Consider the following 17,514-nt stretch of genomic DNA (forward strand, 5'->3'; position numbering starts at 1 on the left):
CGATCCCCAGCGCTCTGCCGGACAACTCGCTCACCTCGGAGACTTCCCTCGTATCCGGGTGTGCAGCGAGAGGTGCGTCTGATGCGATTGGGAGTGCTCGGTCCGCTCGCCCTGACCGTCGAAGGCGAGGGGGTTCCGCTTCGCTCGGCCAAGCAGCGCATGCTGCTCGCCACGCTGGCGGCCCATTCCGGCCGGAGCGTGTCCGGCCGGTGTCTGATGGAGACACTGTGGGATTCGCCGCCGGTGTCGGCGGGCGACAACCTGCGGTTGTACCTCCACTATCTGCGCCGCGCTCTCGGCGATCGTGACCGCATCATCAGCGAGCCCGCCGGTCACCGCCTGGTCGTAGGGCCGGGCGAGGTGGACGTGGAGGTGTTCGAGGGCCTCGTCCGCCAGGCGGACCTCGATCTGGCCGGCGGACGGCTGGCTGAGGCCAGCGAGGCGTACGGCAGGGCGCTGGCGCTGTGGCGCGGCCCCGCCTACGGCGACTTGGCGGACCTGCCCCTCGTACGGCCGAGCGTGCTCCGCCTGGAGGAGGCCCGGCTGCGGGCCACCGAGCAGCGCATCACCGCCGACCTGGGGCTGGGCCGTCACGCCGACCTCGTCACCGAGCTCACCGCCCTGGTCGCCGGCCACCCGCTGCGGGAGCGGCTGCGCGCCCACCTGATGCTCGCGCTGCACCGGTCCGGCCGCCGGGCCGACGCCCTGGGCGTCTACCGGGAGGGCCGCCGGAGCCTCGTGCGTGAGCTGGGCCTGGAGCCCGGGCCCGAGCTCAGGGCGCTGCACGAGTCGATCCTCCGCGAGGACGCCGCGGACGACAGGCTGAGGGCGGGTGCGCCGGTGCGGATGTGCCATCCGGTTCGTGACGCGGGCGCCACGACGGTCCGTGAGGTGAGATTCGGTCTCCTCGGGCCGGTCGAGGTGTGGTGCGGCGGCCAGGCCGTGCCCGTCGGCGGGCCACGGGAGCGCAAGGGGCTGGCGGCGCTGCTGGCGCGGCCCGGCAGCCTGGTGACGGTGGCGCAGCTGACCCGGGCGTTGTGGGCGGGGGATCCGCCCGCGACGGCCCAGGCGCAGGTGCGCACCGTGATGAGCAGGTTGCGCCGGAATCTGGAGCCGGTGACCGGAGCGACGCTGATCGCCCGAGGTGAGGCCGGGTTCACGCTGGACACCGCCGGGGTCGAGCTGGATCTGTGGGAGTTCCGGCGGTGGTCGGAGCAGGGCTTCTCGCTGGCCGGCCAGGGCCGGACGAGCGAGGCGGTGGACCTGCTCCGCCAGGCGCTCGCCCTGTGGCGGGGCCCGGCGTTCGGCGGGCTGCGGTCGCCGCTGCTGACGGCCGCCGCGCAACGGCTCGACGAGGAGCGCCTGCGGTGCCGAGAGCGGAGCCTGGAGCTGGAGCTCCGCCTCGGGCGCTACTCCGAGGTCAGCGCCGAGCTGGGCGAGCTGGTCGGTGAGCATCCGCTCCGGGAGCGGCTGGTCGAGTTGTGGATGAAGGCGTTGTGCCTGGCGGGGCGGCGGCACGACGCGCTGGACGCCTACGCGGCCGTGCGGGCCCTGCTGGTCGAGCGGACCGGGCTCGACCCGAGCCCGGCCCTGCGGAACCTGCACTCGGCGATCCTCCGCGAGGACCCCGGGCTGACCGCCAGGCCGGGGAAGACGCCCGCCGCCCGGCCTTGGCAGCCCAAGGTCAGCTGTTCTGGATCGCCCCGGCACCGCTGTTCCGGGTGTTCACACAGACAGCGAAATATCTTCCGTAGAGGTTAGGGATTTTGATGCTTCTCGGCTGGTCGCGATAACCCCGGCTGAGTGAGCCCTCCGCGATACCGGAATAGGCGTCGTGGACGGTGCAGCTGACCGTTCCCGCGTCCGGGGGCGCGACCGAGAGAACGATGAAATGCCCGGAGGCGTTGGCGGGGATGGTGCCGGTCTGGCAGCTGAGGTAGGTGATCGCGCAGCTGCTGGAGGCCGCCGAGGCCGGGGCGACCGCCGTGGTCACGAGCGCGGCGCTCATGGTGAGTCCGAGGGTGAGCGCTCTGATCGGTCTGAGATTCCGCATGGAAAATGCTCCAATTCCCTGACGGTGGGGATTTCTCGAAGATATAGGGCGGGGCGTATCGGATGGATATCCGTTTTGTATTCACGCCCATGTACGCCGGATATACGGAGATATAGCGAGGGTTCGCGATAGTTGCGTCGGTGCGGCCATTTTCTGGCGCACGTTCGCTCTCGAACACGGAGTTGTCGATGCCCCCCATGAGACTGCCGACTCGCGTCGGTGTTGTGCTCGGCTTACTTCTGACCGGATTGACGGCCACGCCCGCCGAAGCCGCCGTACGGGCGGAGCCCTCGTGCGCGCCGGAGGCGGTCACCGGTGCGCTGGCCGCGGTGGAGGCCGCCCGTTGCGGCGGCAGAATCGAGGACCTGTCGCTCCGGACGGAGACAGGACAGGTCTTCGCCAACCCCGACGGCACGCTGACCTCGGTTCAGACGATCATCCCCGTACGGGCCAGGACTGCCGGCGGCTGGCGGCCGATCGACACCTCACTTCGCTTCGACGCCGACGGCGCCGTGATCCCGGGGGCGATCACGGCGCAGGTGCGGTTCTCCGGAGGGGGTTCCGCGCCGCTGGTCACGCTCGGCGAACGTGACACCCGGATCCGGCTGAAGTCGCCCTGGCTGCTGCCCAAGCCGGTCCTGAGCGGCGACACCGCCACCTACCCGGAGGTCCTGCCGGGCGTGGATCTCCAGCTACGCGCCGAGCGGGATGGATTCTCCCAGCTGCTGGTGGTCAAGAACGCCCAGGCGGCGGCCAACCCCGCGCTGGCCCGGCTCCGGTTCGGGGTGGACGCGGAGAACGGCACGGTCCGCAAGCGCGACGGCGTGCTGGAGGTGGTGGACTCCGCGGGCAAGCAGCTGTTCCAGTCCGGCTCCGCCCTGATGTGGGACTCCGGCGCGGCGCCGACCGGCACCGACATGACCGGCGCGAACGCCGTGCGGCACCGCGTCGAGAAGATGGAGACGACGGCCGGCGCCACCGAGTTCACGGTCACCCCGGTCGCGGAGATGCTCCGCGCCAAGGACGTGAAGTACCCCCTGTACATCGACCCGACCTTCAGCAAGCCCTCGCCGACCTACTGGACGCACGTGACGAGCTGCGACAAGAGCGGCTCGTACTTCACCCAGTACCGATCGGACATGCGCGTCGGGAGGAAGTGGAACGAGAGCTGCGTCTGGCGGACGTTCATGCAGTTCGACATCGGCGAGATGAACGGCGCGAAGATCCATAGCGCGATCTTCAAGGTGACGGCCAACCATGTGGCCGCCTGCGCCGGCTACAAGACGCAACTGTGGCAGACGCGGCACATCAGCAACTTCTACTCCTACACCTGGAACACGGCCGCCGACGACTACCTGGGGCACATCGAAACCCAGACCTTCAAGTCCAACGAGGCCAGCTGCCCGAGCCCCAACCAGCAGAAGATCTTCGATGAGGCCGGCACGGTCCTGGACGCCAAGCTCCAGGCCCTGGCGAACAGCAACAGCGACTCGCTGACGCTGGGCCTGAGGTCGAACAACGAGGACGACGAATACGGCTGGTCGTATTTCGTGCCGGGCAGCGCGGCCCTGGTCGTGACCTACAACCACACCCCGGCCGCGCCTGCCGCACTGCAGATCGCCGGCGACTGCGGCTTCTCCTGCGCCGCGTCCGGCGCGCAGATCCGGTCGGGGCAGCCGACGCTGCAGGCCACCCCCCAGGATCCCGACGGGGGCACCCTCAGCAGGGTCGAGTTCGAGGTGTACGACCAGGCCACCCGCGCCGTCCAGAAGGCGGCGTCGGGCACCACGGTCACCAACAGGGCCGCCGGCCAGGCCGCGTCCTGGCAGGTGCCGACCAACCTGCCCGAAGGCGTCTACTCGTGGCGGGTGCGCGGCTGTGACGCCTACCTCTGCGGCGCCTACTCCGCATGGTTCGACTTCACGGTGGACACGACGCCGCCGACCGATCTGACGGTGTCCTCGACCGCGTACCCGCCCAAGTCCTCGGGCATCTGGAGCGGCGGGGTCGGCCAGGCGGCGGCATTCACCGCCGGCGCGTCCGGCGCCTCGAAGGTCGAGTTCACTCTCAACGGCGTGAACAAGGGCTGGTTCGACGCGCCCGGTGGCTCCTGGACCGGCACCCTGACCCCCGACCGGGAGGGGCCGAACGTCCTGACCGTGAAAGCCGCCGACGCGGCGGGGAACACGACCGCGAGCGCGGCCACCTACGAGTTCCTGGTGCGACCGGCCCTCACCAAATCCTGGGCCTGGGGCTTCGACGAGGCCGGCGGCGGCACGGCGGCCTCGGTCCCGGCCGACCGCCCGCTCACCGTCGCCGGGACGGCGGCCCGCACGGCCGGGCGGGCCGGCACCAACGCGGCCGCGCTGGACGGCGGCACCGCGTGGACCACGACCACTCCGGTGCTCGACTCGAAGACCGCCTTCACCGTGACCGCCTGGGTGAAGCTGACGAGCACGGCGGTGTCCGGCCCCGTCACCGCCGTGTCGGCCGACGGCCCCACCGGCTCGGGGTTCCGCCTCCAGTACCGGACCGACCTTGACCTGAACGCTGACGCGGTCACCGACCCCGCCTGGTGCTTCACGATGACGGCCGGGGACGGGGGCGCCGAGAGCAGGGCCTGCTCGACCGAGTCCGTCGGCACCGGCTGGGTGCACCTCGCCGGGGTCCACGATCAGGCCGGCGGCAAGCTCCGCCTCTACGTGAACGGCGACAACTTCGACGGCACCGACCTGGTGTCGTACACCGGCGGCTGGTCGGCGAACAACGGCTGGGCGGTCGGCCGGGCGAAGCAGTCGGGCGCCGCGGCGCAGTTCTGGCCGGGCGCGATCGACCGCGTGGCCGCCTACCAGCGCGCCCTCACCCAGGGCGAGATCAACTCCGACGGATCACAGGCGTAGGGGCAGGCATGAGACGAATCCTGGCGATAACCACTGCCTTGATGGTCACGCTCCCGCTCATGGGCGCGGAGTCGCTGGCCGCCGCACCCCAGTGGAGTCCGCCCGTCCCCACGGACGTGGTGAACATTCCGGTCAGGGACCTGAAGGGCGGCACCGCCCCGAAGGTCGCCGAGCCGCCCAGGGCGGGTGCCCCTGACGTGTCCTGGCCCGCGCCCACCGCCACCGTGGTGGACCTGGCGGCCACCGGGCGGAAGCCGGTCCGGGCAGCCGTCTCGCCGGTGTGGGTCGGTCCGGGGGGGGCCGCCGCCCGGGTGGACAAGGTCGGGGTGCGGGTGCACGACCGTGCGACGACGGCGAAGGCCGGCGTCTCCGGGGTGCTCCTCAGCGTGTCGCGGGCGGACGGCATCGCGACGGACACCGGTTCGGACACCGGTTCGGACACCGTCTCCGTCTCCGTCGACTACTCGGGCTTCGGCTCCGCCTACGGAGGCGACTGGGCCTCCCGGCTCCGTCTGGTCGAACTGCCGCCCTGCGCGCTGATCGCGCCGGGCACCAAGGGCTGCGGCCTGGACGCCGCCAAACCGGTGAACTCCAGGAACGAGTCGGCCTCTCGCTCCCTCGCCGCCGACGTCACGCTCCCCGCCGGCGGCGAGCCGATGCTGCTGGCCGCGACCGCCGATGCCTCCGGCGGCAACGGCGACTACACGGCCACCTCGCTGTCGCCCGCCGGCACCTGGCAGGTGTCGCAGCAGACCGGCGGCTTCGCCTGGTCCTACCCGCTGCGGATGCCGCCCGGCGTGGGCGGGCCGGTGCCGTCGCTGGCGCTGGCGTACTCCTCGCAGGCGGTGGACGGCCGGACCGGGGGGACCAACACGCAGGGCTCGTGGATCGGCGACGGGTGGGATCTGTGGCCCGGGTACGTCGAGCGCACGTACCAGTCCTGCGCCAAGGACACCGAGGCGGTCGGCGGGAAGGACCCGAACAACGCCGGGAACAAGACCGGTGACCAGTGCTGGTGGAAGGCCAACGCGACGATGTCGCTGAACGGCCGGGGCACCGAGCTGATCGACGTCGGCGGCGGGCGCTGGAAGGGCGTCTCCGACGACGGCTCCAGGATCGAGCTGATCAAGGACACCTCCGTCGGCAACGGCGACCAGGACGGCGAGTACTGGAAGGTGACCACGCTCGACGGCGTCCAGTACTTCTTCGGCAGCCGCGCGGCCGCCCAGTCCACCTGGACCACCCAGGTGTACGGCAACCACCCGGGCGAGCCCGGCTACGCCTCCGGTGACTTCGCCGGTTCCCGGCGCACCCAGGCGTGGCGGTGGAACCTCGACAAGGTGGCAGACCCGCACGGCAACACGATGACCCTGTCGTACGGGCGGGAGGCCGGCGCGTACGGCCGCGAGAACGACCCGGACAAGCGCACCGCCTACGACCGGGGCGGCTGGCTCTCCAAGATCGAGTACGGCTCCCGGACCGACCAGGCCCAGCCCGCCGCCCAGGTCCTCTTCGACGTGGCCGACCGGTGCCTGCCCGGAGCGACCTGCTTCGACACGGCCCAGAAGGCGGTCCCCGCGTCCTGGCCGGACGTCCCGTGGGATCAGTACTGCCGGTCGGGCGCGCGGTGCACCGAGCAGCTCGCGCCCACTTTCTGGACCCAGAAGCGGCTGAGCGCGATCCGTGCCCAGGTATGGGACGCCGGGCAGTACCGCACGGTCGAGACCTGGACACTCCGCCACTCCTACCTCAACGCCGGATCCAGCCAGGGCGAAGGCGTGCCGATGTGGCTGGAAGGGATCACCCGGACCGGTTCGGGCATCAAGGGCGGAGCCACCGAGACCTACCCGGAGATCGTGTTCTCGCCCGGCGCCGATCCCTTCCCCAACCGGGTGGACGGTCCCGCCGACGGGCGCACCGCGCTCAACCGGTTCCGGATCGTCTCGATCACCACCGAGTCGGGCGCCCAGATCGCCGTCACCTACCTCCCCGGCGACTGCACCCGGTCGAGCCTGCCGATCCCGCACACCAACGGCAGACGCTGCATGCCGCAGTACTACTCCCCCGACGACACCGAACCGACCCTCGACTGGTTCCACAAGTACGTCGTCGACCGCGTGGACGTCTACGACAACACCGGAGGCTTCACCCACGAGCAGACCAACTACGACTACCTGGACGCCCCCGCCTGGCACTACGACGACTCGGAGCTGATCGAGGAGAGGAAACGCACCTGGGGCCAGTGGCGCGGCTACGGCCGGGTGCGGGTGCGCACCGGCGTGGAGAGCGGCCCGCAGTCGGCCACCGAGTACCGCTACTTCCGCGGCATGGACGGCGACAAGCAGCTGACCGGCACCCGCGACGTCTGGGTGAAGGACTCGCTGGACGGCACCGGCGACCCGCACTCCAAGGCGATCGAGGATCACGAGGCGCTGTCCGGCAATCTCCGCGAGCAGATCACCCATGACGGGCCGGACGGCGTCTGGCTGAGCGGGTCCCTGGTCGAGCCCTCCTACACCCAGACCGGCGTCAACGCCCAGGGCGGGCCCCTCAAGGCCTACCGGACGCACGACGCGACCACGTACAGCCGCACCCACCTGACCTGGAACGGCACCACCCGGTGGACCCGCGCCGAGACCAAGGTCAACGCCGACAACCTGCCGGTCGAGGTGAACGACCTCGGCGACGAGGCCACCGCGGCGGACGACCAGTGCACCAAGAGCACCTACCTGATCAACGACGGCCTCTGGATGCGCGACAGGGTGTCCGCCGTCAACACCTACGGGGTCGCCTGCACGGCCACTCCCGCGGTGCCCGGCGACGTGGTGTCCATGACCCGCAGCTACTTCGACGACCCCGCCAAACCCTTCGGCACCGCGCCCGTCCGGGGCCTGGTGGTGAAGACGGACGAGGTCGGCTCCTGGTCGGGCGCCACCCCGCAGTGGGTGGTGACCGGGACCACCGCCTACGACGCCAACGGCCGCACGGTCTCCAGCTCCGACGCGCTCGGCCGGACCACCACGACCGCCTACACTCCCGCGAAGGCGGGCCCGGTCACCTCGGTCCGCACGACCAACCCGGCCGGGCACGCCACCACCACGACCATGGACATCGCCTGGAACCAGCCGAAGACGATAGAGGCGCCCAACAACGCCAGGACCGATCTGGTCCACGACGGCATCGGCCGCCTCACCGCCGCCTGGCTCCCCGACCGCGACCGCGCCCTGGGCGCGAACCTGACCTTCTCCTACCTGCTCCGCGCGAACGCCCCCGCCGCCGTCACCACCAGGAAGCTGCTGCCGACCGGCACCGACAAGTACCTGACCTCGATCACCCTCTACGACGGCCTGCTCCGCGAGCGGCAGACCCAGACCCAGACGGTCGGCGGCGGCCGGTTGATCGCCGACTCCGTCCGCGACACCCGCGGCCTGGTGGCTTGGACCTCCGCGCCGTACCACCACGACGGGAGCCTCCCCGGGACGACGCTGGTCGCCCCGACCGTGACGATCCCCTCGGTCACCCAGAACCGGTACGACGGCGCCGGCCGGATCACCGAGACCACCCTTGTGGCCAACGGGACGCCCAAGTGGAAGACCGTCACCACGTACGGCGGCGACCGGACCACCGTCGTGCCCCCGGCCGGCGGCACCAGGACCCAGACCATCACCGACGCCCGCGGGCGCACCGTCCAACTGCGCCAGTACAGCTCCGCGACCGCTTACGACACCACCGGCTACACCTACACCGACGCCGGTGACCTGGCCACCGTGACCGACCCCGCCGGCAACAAGTGGCAGCACACCTACGACCAGCGCCGCCGCAGGATCAAGACGGCCGACCCGGACAAGGGCGTCAGCGAGTCCACCTACGACGCCGCCGGTCAGGTCGTCACCGTCAAGGACGCCCGGGGCGTCACCCTGGCGTACACCTACGACGTCCTGGGCCGTAAGACCAGTCTGCGGGACGGCTCGGTGACCGGCGCGCCGCGCTCCGAGTGGACCTACGACACGGCCACGGGCGGCGTCGGCAAAGCCGCGAAGTCCATCCGCCACGACGGCGCCAGCCAGTACGTCACCGAGGTGACCGCCTACGACAGGGGCGGCCGCCCGACCGACACGAAGGTCACCATCCCCGCCGCCGAAGGCACGCTGGCCGGGACCTACGCCTTCACCGCCGCCTACAGGCAGGACGGCCAGATCGCCGGCACCGCCACACCGGCGGTCGGCGGCCTGCCCGCCGAGACGCTCAGCCTCGGCTACAACGCGGTCGGCGCCCCCACCTACCTGAGCGGCTCCCAGATGTACGTCAACGACGTCGTCTACAACCAGCTCGGCCAGACGATCCAGCGCGTCCTCGGCGTGGAGGGCAAGCGCGTCTGGCAGACCTTCACCATCGACGAGCCCACCAGCCGCACCACGAACGTCTCGGTGGTGCCCGAACTCAAGAACGAGGTGGCCGACTTCGGCTACCGCTACGACGACGTGGGCAACCTGACCCGGATCGCCGACACCCCCAACGGGGGTCAGGCCGCCGACTACCAGTGCTACACGACGGACTACCTCCGCCGGATCGTCGAGGCGTGGAGCCCGTCGACCGGAGACTGCGCCGCCGCGCGGTCCACGGCCGGGCTGGGCGGCCCCGCGAAGTACTGGCACTCCTACACCTACACCTCCACCGGCAGCCGGGACACCGAGACCTGGCACGGGACGCCGGACACCGGCCGCGACTACGTCCAGCCCGCGCAGGGCGGGGCCGCGGGAAGCAAACCGCACACGGTCACCCGCGTCGACAAGTCCGGCGCGGCCACCGGCTCCGACTCCTTCGCCTACGACGCGGCGGGTAACACCACCAGCCGCACCACCAACGGCGTCACGACCACGATGACCTGGGACAAGGAGGGCCACCTCGGCACCTCAGCGCAGGGCGGTCAGACCACGACCTACCTGTACGACACGGAAGGCAGCCGGCTGGTCCGCCGCGACCCCGCCGGAACGACGCTCTACCTGCCCGCCGGCTTGGAACTGCGCAGAACCGGCACCACGGTGACCGGCACCCGCTACTACAACCACCTGGGCACCACGGTCGCGGTCCGCACGCCGAGCACCCTGTCCTGGACCGTCCAGGACCACCACAACACCGGCGAGGCCACCATCAGGTCCACGGACCTGAGCGTCTCCCGCCGCCGCACCCTCCCCTTCGGCGGCCTGCGCGGCACGGCCCCCGGCTCCTGGGCGGGCGACAAGGGCTTCGTCGACGGCACCGACGACCCCAGCGGCCTGACCCACATCGGGGCCCGCGAGTACGACCCGCTGATCGGCGCGTTCATCAGCGTCGACCCGATCATCGATGTCAACGACCCGCAGCAGATGCACGGCTACGCCTACAGCAACAACAACCCCGCCACCATGACCGACCCGACCGGCCTGCGGTCCTGCGCCGAGGACGACTGCGGCGGTTCATCCGGCTCGTCGAGCTCGTCAGGGAGTGTCGGATCCACCAACGGCTGCACGGGCACCCCGGACCGTTGCGCGGACAAGCTGGGACTGAACAACACGAAGACCGATCTGGGGAAGGACTACAAGGAGTGCGATGCGGCCTGCCGGTCCGCGGCCGCCGCCGACGCCGCCCGCTGGAAGGCCAAGGTGGCGGAACAGGAGCGGCTGCAGCACCAGCTGAACGTGTGCCTGACGTTCACCTCCGGAGACACCTCCTACTGCTCGGCCAAGTATCCGCAGGACCATCACAGCTACACATCGACATCCGTCTTCGAATTCGGCAGGAAAGGTGTGAACAGGACCGACACGCCGATATCCCGCGGCACACCCTTCAACCTCCCGGACGGGCCGCCCCCATACGACCTGGAGACCATCACGCCCGCCTATACGACCAGCGATCTGGACTCGGTCTCGGAGACGAAGGGCTGGGAGCAAGGGTTCATGGTCGGGACCCCCTACCTCATGTACACCGAGAACAACTCGTCATCGACGACCACGGTGAAATCCACCACCATGGGCCACACGACGACAGTCCCGCTTCCCGTGAAGGGCAAGTCCGGTGTCGCCTACTTCTACCCCGTCCTAAGGGAGGCGTATTTCCGGAATGTCTACTACATAGACGGTATCTACGCGGGTGCCGAGTACCGCGACGCCTCAACGGTCTCCGGCGTGGGGTTGACCACGGTCCCGAGCTGGCAGGAGTACCCGGGATGACCGGCCGATGACATAGAACGGGCATCCTCCGGGGTGCCCGTTCTGGCTTACAGCTCCTCAGCCTGGCTCGGCTCCATCCCCGTAGTCGAGCTGCTGGAGATGAGTCGTGCCTGTTCGGCCGGGTCGTTCAGCCAGGCACCAGCGGCTTCTCATTGATCCACAACCGGCTCCCAAGGGCGGCTGGGGATTCTGTGGTCGCACGAAGATCTACTGGTAGCGGGGGAGGATCGCCTTGAACACCGAAGTGACCTCCGAAGTCACCGGCCCGGCCGTGTCGTGTCGGCTGATGAGGCGGCCACGCGTAGGCCGCGTTGCTTGATGTGGCCGCCGATGTCGTCCGGAGCTCCTGTCGGCGTCGGTCCGCACGACCATCGGCGCTCGGTGGGGTTAGGCGATGTCCTCCACGGCCGGAACCCGGCCGAGGTGAACACGGCGGTGTGCTGAAGCTTCGTTTCGGCGACCGGCCTCGACACCTGGCGCACGGAGGAACGGGAGCGGTTTCGGCCACCCCATCTCCTCGACGTCACGCTGAACGAAGTTCTTCCTGTCGATCCGAGGGGCGGAAAACGACGCGGCGCTCGCCCGTCCGGCCTCGGCCACGGGTATGGGCGGCCGCTCCGCCGTCAGGCTGATGCCGGGGTTGCCCGTCTCCAGACTTCGTGTGTCGCCCGTTTCACCGGACGAAAGGAACCGTAGAAAGATGCGGAAAGTTCTGCCCGTCGCATTGGCGGCGGCGCTCACGGTCACGACCGTGAGCGTCCCGGCGCAGGCGGCGGCCATCAGGGTCCAGCTCGCTTACTCCGAACTGGTTCCTGAATTCATGTCGGAGTTCACCTGCCCGACGAACATGGTCCTCACCGGGCGGGAGCACTACGGGGACGAAGGGGCCTGGACGACTTACCACTGCAGCTTCGTCTTCATCAACGAGGAGCAGGCCATGGTGGGGCTCGAACCGTGGAGCTCGAGCCAGAAGGAGAGCAAGTCCAGCTACACCGCGCCGCCCGGCCGGGTACTCGCGGGACGGGCGCACCAGGGCGACGAGAACGGCCAGACCCGCTACCGGCCGGCTTCGCTGTGGTGGCGGGGACAGCAGGTGACGGTCTACACCCAGGGCTGGTCGGCGGGCTTCAAGGAGAGCAAGCACACCTTCCACGCCCCCGCCAACCACGTCATGATCGGACGCTCGCACTCCGGGGACGAGAACGGCACGACCCGCTACCTGACGGCGGTCCTGTACGCCGAAGGCTGATCAGCACTCCGAACGCGAGGCGACGGGGACCCTCGACCGGGGGTTCTCGCGCGTCTCGCCGTACCCGAGACAACGAAGGGGAAGCGAAGACATGAGGAAGATCGCTGCTGCGGCGGCCGCAGTGGTGGCCGGGTCGGCGGTGCTGGCCGTGACGCCGCCGGCGTCCGCGGCCACGATCGTGGTCGAGCAGGTCTACAGCCGGACCGTGTACGAGAGCGGCGACCAATTCAGCTGTCCCGAGGGCATGGTGATGACGGGGCGTGCCCACACCGGCGACGAGAACAGGCCGACCACCTATTGGTGCAGCCGCGTGCTGATCGACGGTGTGCAGGTTCAGGTGCACGGGGGCGACTGGTCCAGCGGGGTGAGAGAGAACCGGTCCACCTTCACCGCCCCGCTCGACCAAGTGCTGGTCGGGCGCTGGCACCAGGGTGATGAGAACGGCCTCACCCGCTACCGCACCGCGGCCCTCTACTGGCAGGGCCGCCAGGTCCGCATCACCTCGCCTCGCTGGAGCGGCGGGGTCAAGGAGAGCAGCCACAACGTGCACGCCGGCCCCGGCGAGGTCATGACCGGGCGAAGCCACTCGGGCGACGAGAACGGCACCACGAAGTACCAGTTCGGCCTGGTGACGTTCACGGGCTGACCGACGCCGATTGCCGCCGGCCGCACAAGGCCGGCGGCAATCACGCGCGAGAAGCAGGCGGTAGGCCCAGAGCTGTCGCCGGCGCACGTGACTCAGGAGTAGACGTCGAACGCGTCGACCAGCATGTACTGCCCCGATCGTTTGACGCCGCGCACGGTGTGCGAGCCCGGCGTCAGGTTGCGGACGCCCCAGATGACGGCGGCGGCCTGGCGGGTGGTGCTGGTGGTGTCGACGGTGGCCCGCAGGACGTTGTCGAGGTAGATGTCGACCAGGCCCTGGTCGGAGTACTTCTCCGACAGGAAGTCGATGCCGGTGCCGGTGAAGGTGTAGCTGAACGACGCGCCGTTGGTGGTGGTGTACTGCACGTCGTCGTTCACGTCGCCGTAGCCCCGGCCGCGGCTGGTCGACCAGCCGGTGCTGTAGGTGGCCTCGTTCTGGTTGACCCGCCGGACCGTCGCACCGGTGGTGTGGAGCTGCGTCGCGGGCACGATCTCGGCCGGGGTGTTGGGGCTGGCCCAGGCGAGCTTCATGAACGCCTCGCCGGTCCGGTCGGTGTAGTCGATCCGGATGTCGTGGCGGCGTCCGGCGACCAGGGTCACGCTGCCCTGGTTGACGGCCGCGGTGTGGGCTGTGCTGTTGTCGATGACGAGCTGCCCGTCGATCCACACCTGGACGGTCTCGTCGGATCCGACGGTGAAGGTGTAGCGCTCGGAGTAGCGCGGCTCGATCGTGCCGGTCCAGCGGGCCGAGAAGTTGTCGGTGTTGACCTGCGGGGCCGGGGAGCCGCCGAACCGCCACGCGTAGTTGACGGTCGGGTCGGTGCGGATGACCGCCGGGGTGCCGGAGAACGTGGTGTTGTTCCAGTACGTCGCCCTGAGGCCGGTGCCGGTGCCGACCGCGCGGGGTGCCGTCGGGGTGATGTCGGCCTCGATGACGGTGGCGATCGCGTTGGTGGCAGCGCCGCTCGGCCGGAAGTCGTAGCCGTCGCCGGCCGCCTGGAAGCTCACCGGTGAGCTGCTGCCGATCACCCGCGCGCCGGTGACGGTGAAGGGCGCGGCCCGGGTGACGTGCAGGGTGCTCGCCCAGTTGTTGACGATCAGGTAGAGCTTGTTGCCCTTACGGGTGACCCGTCCCCAGCTCGGCTGGGTGACCAGGCTGGTGTGTCCGGCGCCGTGGATGGCGGTCGCATTGACGGCCATCCAGTCGCCGATGCCGCGCAGGCCGGTGGACTGACCGGTGGTGACCGCGCCGGTGTCGGTCGGACCGATGTTGAGCAGCAGGTTGGCGCCGTTGCTGGTCAGAGTGGCCAGGTCGCGGACCATCGAGGCCGGCGACTTGAAGTTCGTGTCCCAGGCGGCGTAGCCCCAGGTGTTGTTGATCGTGATGCACGACTCGTTGAGCTGGATGGAGGGTGCGGAGTCCTGGAGCGCCTGCTCGGGGGTGCCGAAGTCGCCGTCGAGGGCGCGCCGCTTGCCGACCCGGTTGTTGATGACCGCCTGAGGGGCGATGCTCCGGACGTACCGCTCGAGGTCTTCGCCGTTCTGGGCCGACCACGGGTTGGTCGGGTTGGATTCGGTCCATTCGCCGTCGAACCACAGCACGGCCGGGTCGTAGGCGGTGACCAGCTCCAGGAGCTGGGCCTTCATCTTGGTGACGTAGGCGGGGAAATTGCCGGTGAAGTCGGGGTCGTGCCAGTCCCAGATGGAGTAGTAGAAGCCGAGCTTGATGCCGTTGGCGGTCGCGGCCGTCTTGAGCTCGCGCAGGATGTCGCGCTGGAAGCCCGAGTGGTCGCGCAGGTTCCACCGGTTGACGGCGGTCGGCCACATGGCGAAGCCGTCGTGGTGCTTGGAGGTGATGACGATGTACTTCTGACCGGCCTGCTTGGCCATCTGCACGATGGCGTTCGCGTCGAACGAGGCAGGGTTGAACGCGGCGGCCTTCGCCTCGTAGTCACTCCACGGGATGTTGCACTGCCGCTTGATCCACTCGACCTCACGGCAGTTGTTGTACGTGCCCCGGTACATCGCGTACGGCCCGAAGTGGATGAACATCCCGAAGCGCGCCTCGTCGAACCAACGCGTGCGCGAGGAGGTCAGCGCGTCGTCGACGACGTAGTTGTCGCCGGGAGCGGCGGCGGCGGGCGCTGATGGCATGGATACCAGTGCCGTCAGCGCGACGAGTAAGGCCAGTGCTGATCGGGCGAATGTTGACCGCATGGAGTCCTCTCCTTGACTGGGGGATGCGATCAGCTCGCCGCTGCGTGCACGCCGCTACAGGCGGCAGCGAACCAAACCAAAAGTGCAGTGCCACATTGATCCCGCGAAACATCCGATCTGTCAAGAAAGAAGTCGCGGTTGTTGGAGGGGATGTCAGGCACTAACATCCAGCCGAACAGGCATCACGGCAAGAGCGAGGGAAGTCGCCGCGCTCAATACATTGGATGTATATTGGAAAACGTTATCTTTCTTGAGAAAGGCAGGTAGATGCGGACCAGGTACATCACTGGTTCCGTCCATCGCCGCCGACTTGAACCAGACCGGCTCGTCAGCGTCCCGGACGTCGCAGGTGAAGCGCTTGTCCGCCGTCAATGGCGAGGCTCGGGATGGCCATGGAGGTATGGCTGCCGAGGAGCTCTACTCGTCCTTCGGCAGGCTTGAGGGCTGACGGACGCGACTGACCGGCTCGGCGCGAGAATCGTCTGCCCACCTTGGAACTACGCCGCGAAATTGCCGGATAGGGATAATCGCAGGTCATATCGTGCCATTGAGGGTGAAATTTTCAGCTCGTCCTGGCCTGGCCGTAATTACGCTGATGCGCTGGTCACGCAGGAAGGGCATGACGAATGAGTCGATTGGCGTTGGTGAGGCCGGTCCCAAATGGAACCTTCTGGACGGCCCAAGATCGCGTATATAGCCTCCGGGCGTTCCTCACTCCTGACCGAACGAGGTGTGAATTGACCGAACGCCCGAGGGGACGTCGCCTGACGACGTCGATCGCCTTCGCCTTCATGGCGCTGGCCGCTCTCATCCTGCCCGCCGCCCCCGCCCACGCCGCCTACGGCCCCGACCAGTCGGTCTACCTGCAGTTGACCGCCAACGACGGCACCGGCATGCCGCTGGCCCTGCTCCAGGGGACCGTCGCGTTCGACGACTCCAACACGAAGTACCGCTACTCGGTGAGCATCTGCTGGCAGAGCGGCGCCTATCCCCAGCCGTCCGCCGTCCTGTGGGTGAACGGATCCTCTGGCAGCTACCCCGTCTGGACCGGTTCCTCCTCGGCCGCGGGCTGCCAGCAGGTGGCGCTGTACAGCTCTGAGGTCAACTTCGGCGGCGCGGTCTACAACCTGCGCTTCGACCTGACCGCCGGCTGGTTCAACCGGACGAACGGACAGTACATGAGCCGTACCAAGAGCACCGGCACCTACGACAACCCCTTCAACTGATCGACCGGGCCGGGCGGCCGAAAAGGCCGCCCGGCGCTCGGCACCGACCGCAGGCTCCCCCGTCGCCACCCTGGCCGCCGACATCGCCACCGCCCTGCGCGTCCCGCCCCCGGGGCCGGCGGTCAGGCGCGGTCGTGGAGGGTGACCTGGTAGCCGTCGGGGTCGGCGAAGGTGAACGTCCGGCCGAAGGGGCCGTCGATCGGCGCGGAGACGATGGTGTGACCGTCGGCGGCGAGAGCGTCGTGAATGGCCTGGACGTCGGTGGCGTGGAGCCAGATGGCGGCGCCGATGCCGGGCTGGGCCACGGAGGCGAGATCGACGCCGGGAACGACGTCGCGGAGGGCGAACGCGATCGGCTCCGTCTCGAAGACGACGGCGTGCGGAGGCCCGGCCTGCGAGCGGACGAGGCCGAGGTACCGCTCGTAGAACGCCTGCGAGGCGCCGAGGTCGCGCGCCTGGAGCGAGATGAAATCGGGACCGGTGACGGGCATGGCGATGCTCCTCCATTCGTGTCAGTTTTCTGACACAGACCAAGCTATGTCAGAATGCTGACATGAGTCAAAAAGGGGCCGGCGTCGACCTGGAGACGTCACTGGGCTACCTCCTGAAAGAGGCGTCGAGCGCCCTCCGCGCAGCCATGGAAGAAGTGCTACGGCCGCTCGGGATGACCGTGACCCATTACTCCTGCCTCGAACTGCTGGCTCAGCGACCGGGCCTGTCCAACTCCGAGCTCGCCCGGGGGACGTTCGTGACACGGCAGTCGATGAACGTGCTGCTCCAGGCCCTGGAACGGGATGGCTACGTGACCAGGCCCGCCGAGGCGCCCGTCGGGAAGGCCCTTCCCGCGCGGCTCACGCCCCGCGGCCGCCGGAGCCTTGAGAAGGCGACCGTGGCGGTCCGGTCGGTCGAGCTCAGAATGCTGGCCGGCATGACCGAGACCGAGCAGTCGGAGGCGTTCCGGCTCCTGAAGAGCATGACCCACTCCCTGCACGGCGGCAACGACGCCACCTAGTCA

Annotated in this window: 9 protein-coding genes; 7 read left to right on the forward strand and 2 right to left on the reverse strand. The window is 69.3% G+C overall.

The window, feature by feature from the left end; genetic code table 11:
• Nucleotides 1-81: 81 nt before the first annotated feature.
• From AW270_RS25005 to AW270_RS25025, 5 genes are all read left to right on the forward strand, one after another.
• A complete protein-coding gene (locus AW270_RS25005; protein WP_157522566.1) occupies nt 82-1,761 on the forward strand; it encodes an AfsR/SARP family transcriptional regulator in 1,680 nt (559 codons plus the stop codon).
• A 516-nt stretch (nt 1,762-2,277) separates the two neighbouring features.
• Nucleotides 2,278-4,953 carry a LamG domain-containing protein gene (locus AW270_RS25010; RefSeq protein WP_061298025.1) on the forward strand — a complete coding sequence of 892 codons (2,676 nt, stop codon included), beginning with the start codon at nt 2,278-2,280 and terminating at the stop codon, nt 4,951-4,953.
• A gap of 8 nt (nt 4,954-4,961) precedes the next feature.
• Nucleotides 4,962-11,162: an RHS repeat-associated core domain-containing protein gene (locus AW270_RS25015; RefSeq protein ID WP_157522569.1), complete on the forward strand. Its 6,201-nt coding sequence runs from the start codon at nt 4,962-4,964 to the stop codon at nt 11,160-11,162.
• Between the two features lie 700 nt (nt 11,163-11,862).
• Nucleotides 11,863-12,411, forward strand: a complete 549-nt coding sequence (locus tag AW270_RS25020; protein ID WP_063819328.1) for a hypothetical protein — start codon at nt 11,863-11,865, stop codon at nt 12,409-12,411.
• Between the two features lie 91 nt (nt 12,412-12,502).
• Complete coding sequence (locus AW270_RS25025) at nt 12,503-13,057, forward strand: hypothetical protein (RefSeq protein ID WP_061298033.1); 555 nt, start codon at nt 12,503-12,505, stop codon at nt 13,055-13,057.
• Nucleotides 13,058-13,149: 92 nt separating this feature from the next.
• On the opposite strand, the gene AW270_RS25030 is transcribed toward AW270_RS25025, so the two are convergent.
• Nucleotides 13,150-15,273, reverse strand: a complete 2,124-nt coding sequence (locus AW270_RS25030) for an alpha-L-fucosidase (protein WP_061298035.1) — start codon at nt 15,271-15,273, stop codon at nt 13,150-13,152.
• Between the two features lie 737 nt (nt 15,274-16,010).
• Here AW270_RS25030 and AW270_RS25035 point away from each other — a divergent pair.
• On the forward strand, nt 16,011-16,499 hold the full coding sequence (locus AW270_RS25035; protein WP_061298038.1) for a hypothetical protein: 489 nt from the start codon (nt 16,011-16,013) through the stop codon (nt 16,497-16,499).
• A 122-nt stretch (nt 16,500-16,621) separates the two neighbouring features.
• Here the strand turns inward: AW270_RS25035 and AW270_RS25040 are convergent, their stop codons facing one another.
• Nucleotides 16,622-16,990, reverse strand: coding sequence for a VOC family protein (locus tag AW270_RS25040; RefSeq protein WP_061298040.1), 369 nt, complete (start codon nt 16,988-16,990; stop codon nt 16,622-16,624).
• Between the two features lie 62 nt (nt 16,991-17,052).
• On the opposite strand from AW270_RS25040, the gene AW270_RS25045 reads away from it, so the two are divergent.
• On the forward strand, nt 17,053-17,511 hold the full coding sequence (locus AW270_RS25045; protein WP_061298042.1) for a MarR family winged helix-turn-helix transcriptional regulator: 459 nt from the start codon (nt 17,053-17,055) through the stop codon (nt 17,509-17,511).
• The last annotated feature ends 3 nt before the right edge of the window (nt 17,512-17,514 follow it).

Source organism: Herbidospora cretacea (assembly GCF_001570605.1).
Lineage (GTDB): Bacteria > Actinomycetota > Actinomycetes > Streptosporangiales > Streptosporangiaceae > Herbidospora > Herbidospora cretacea.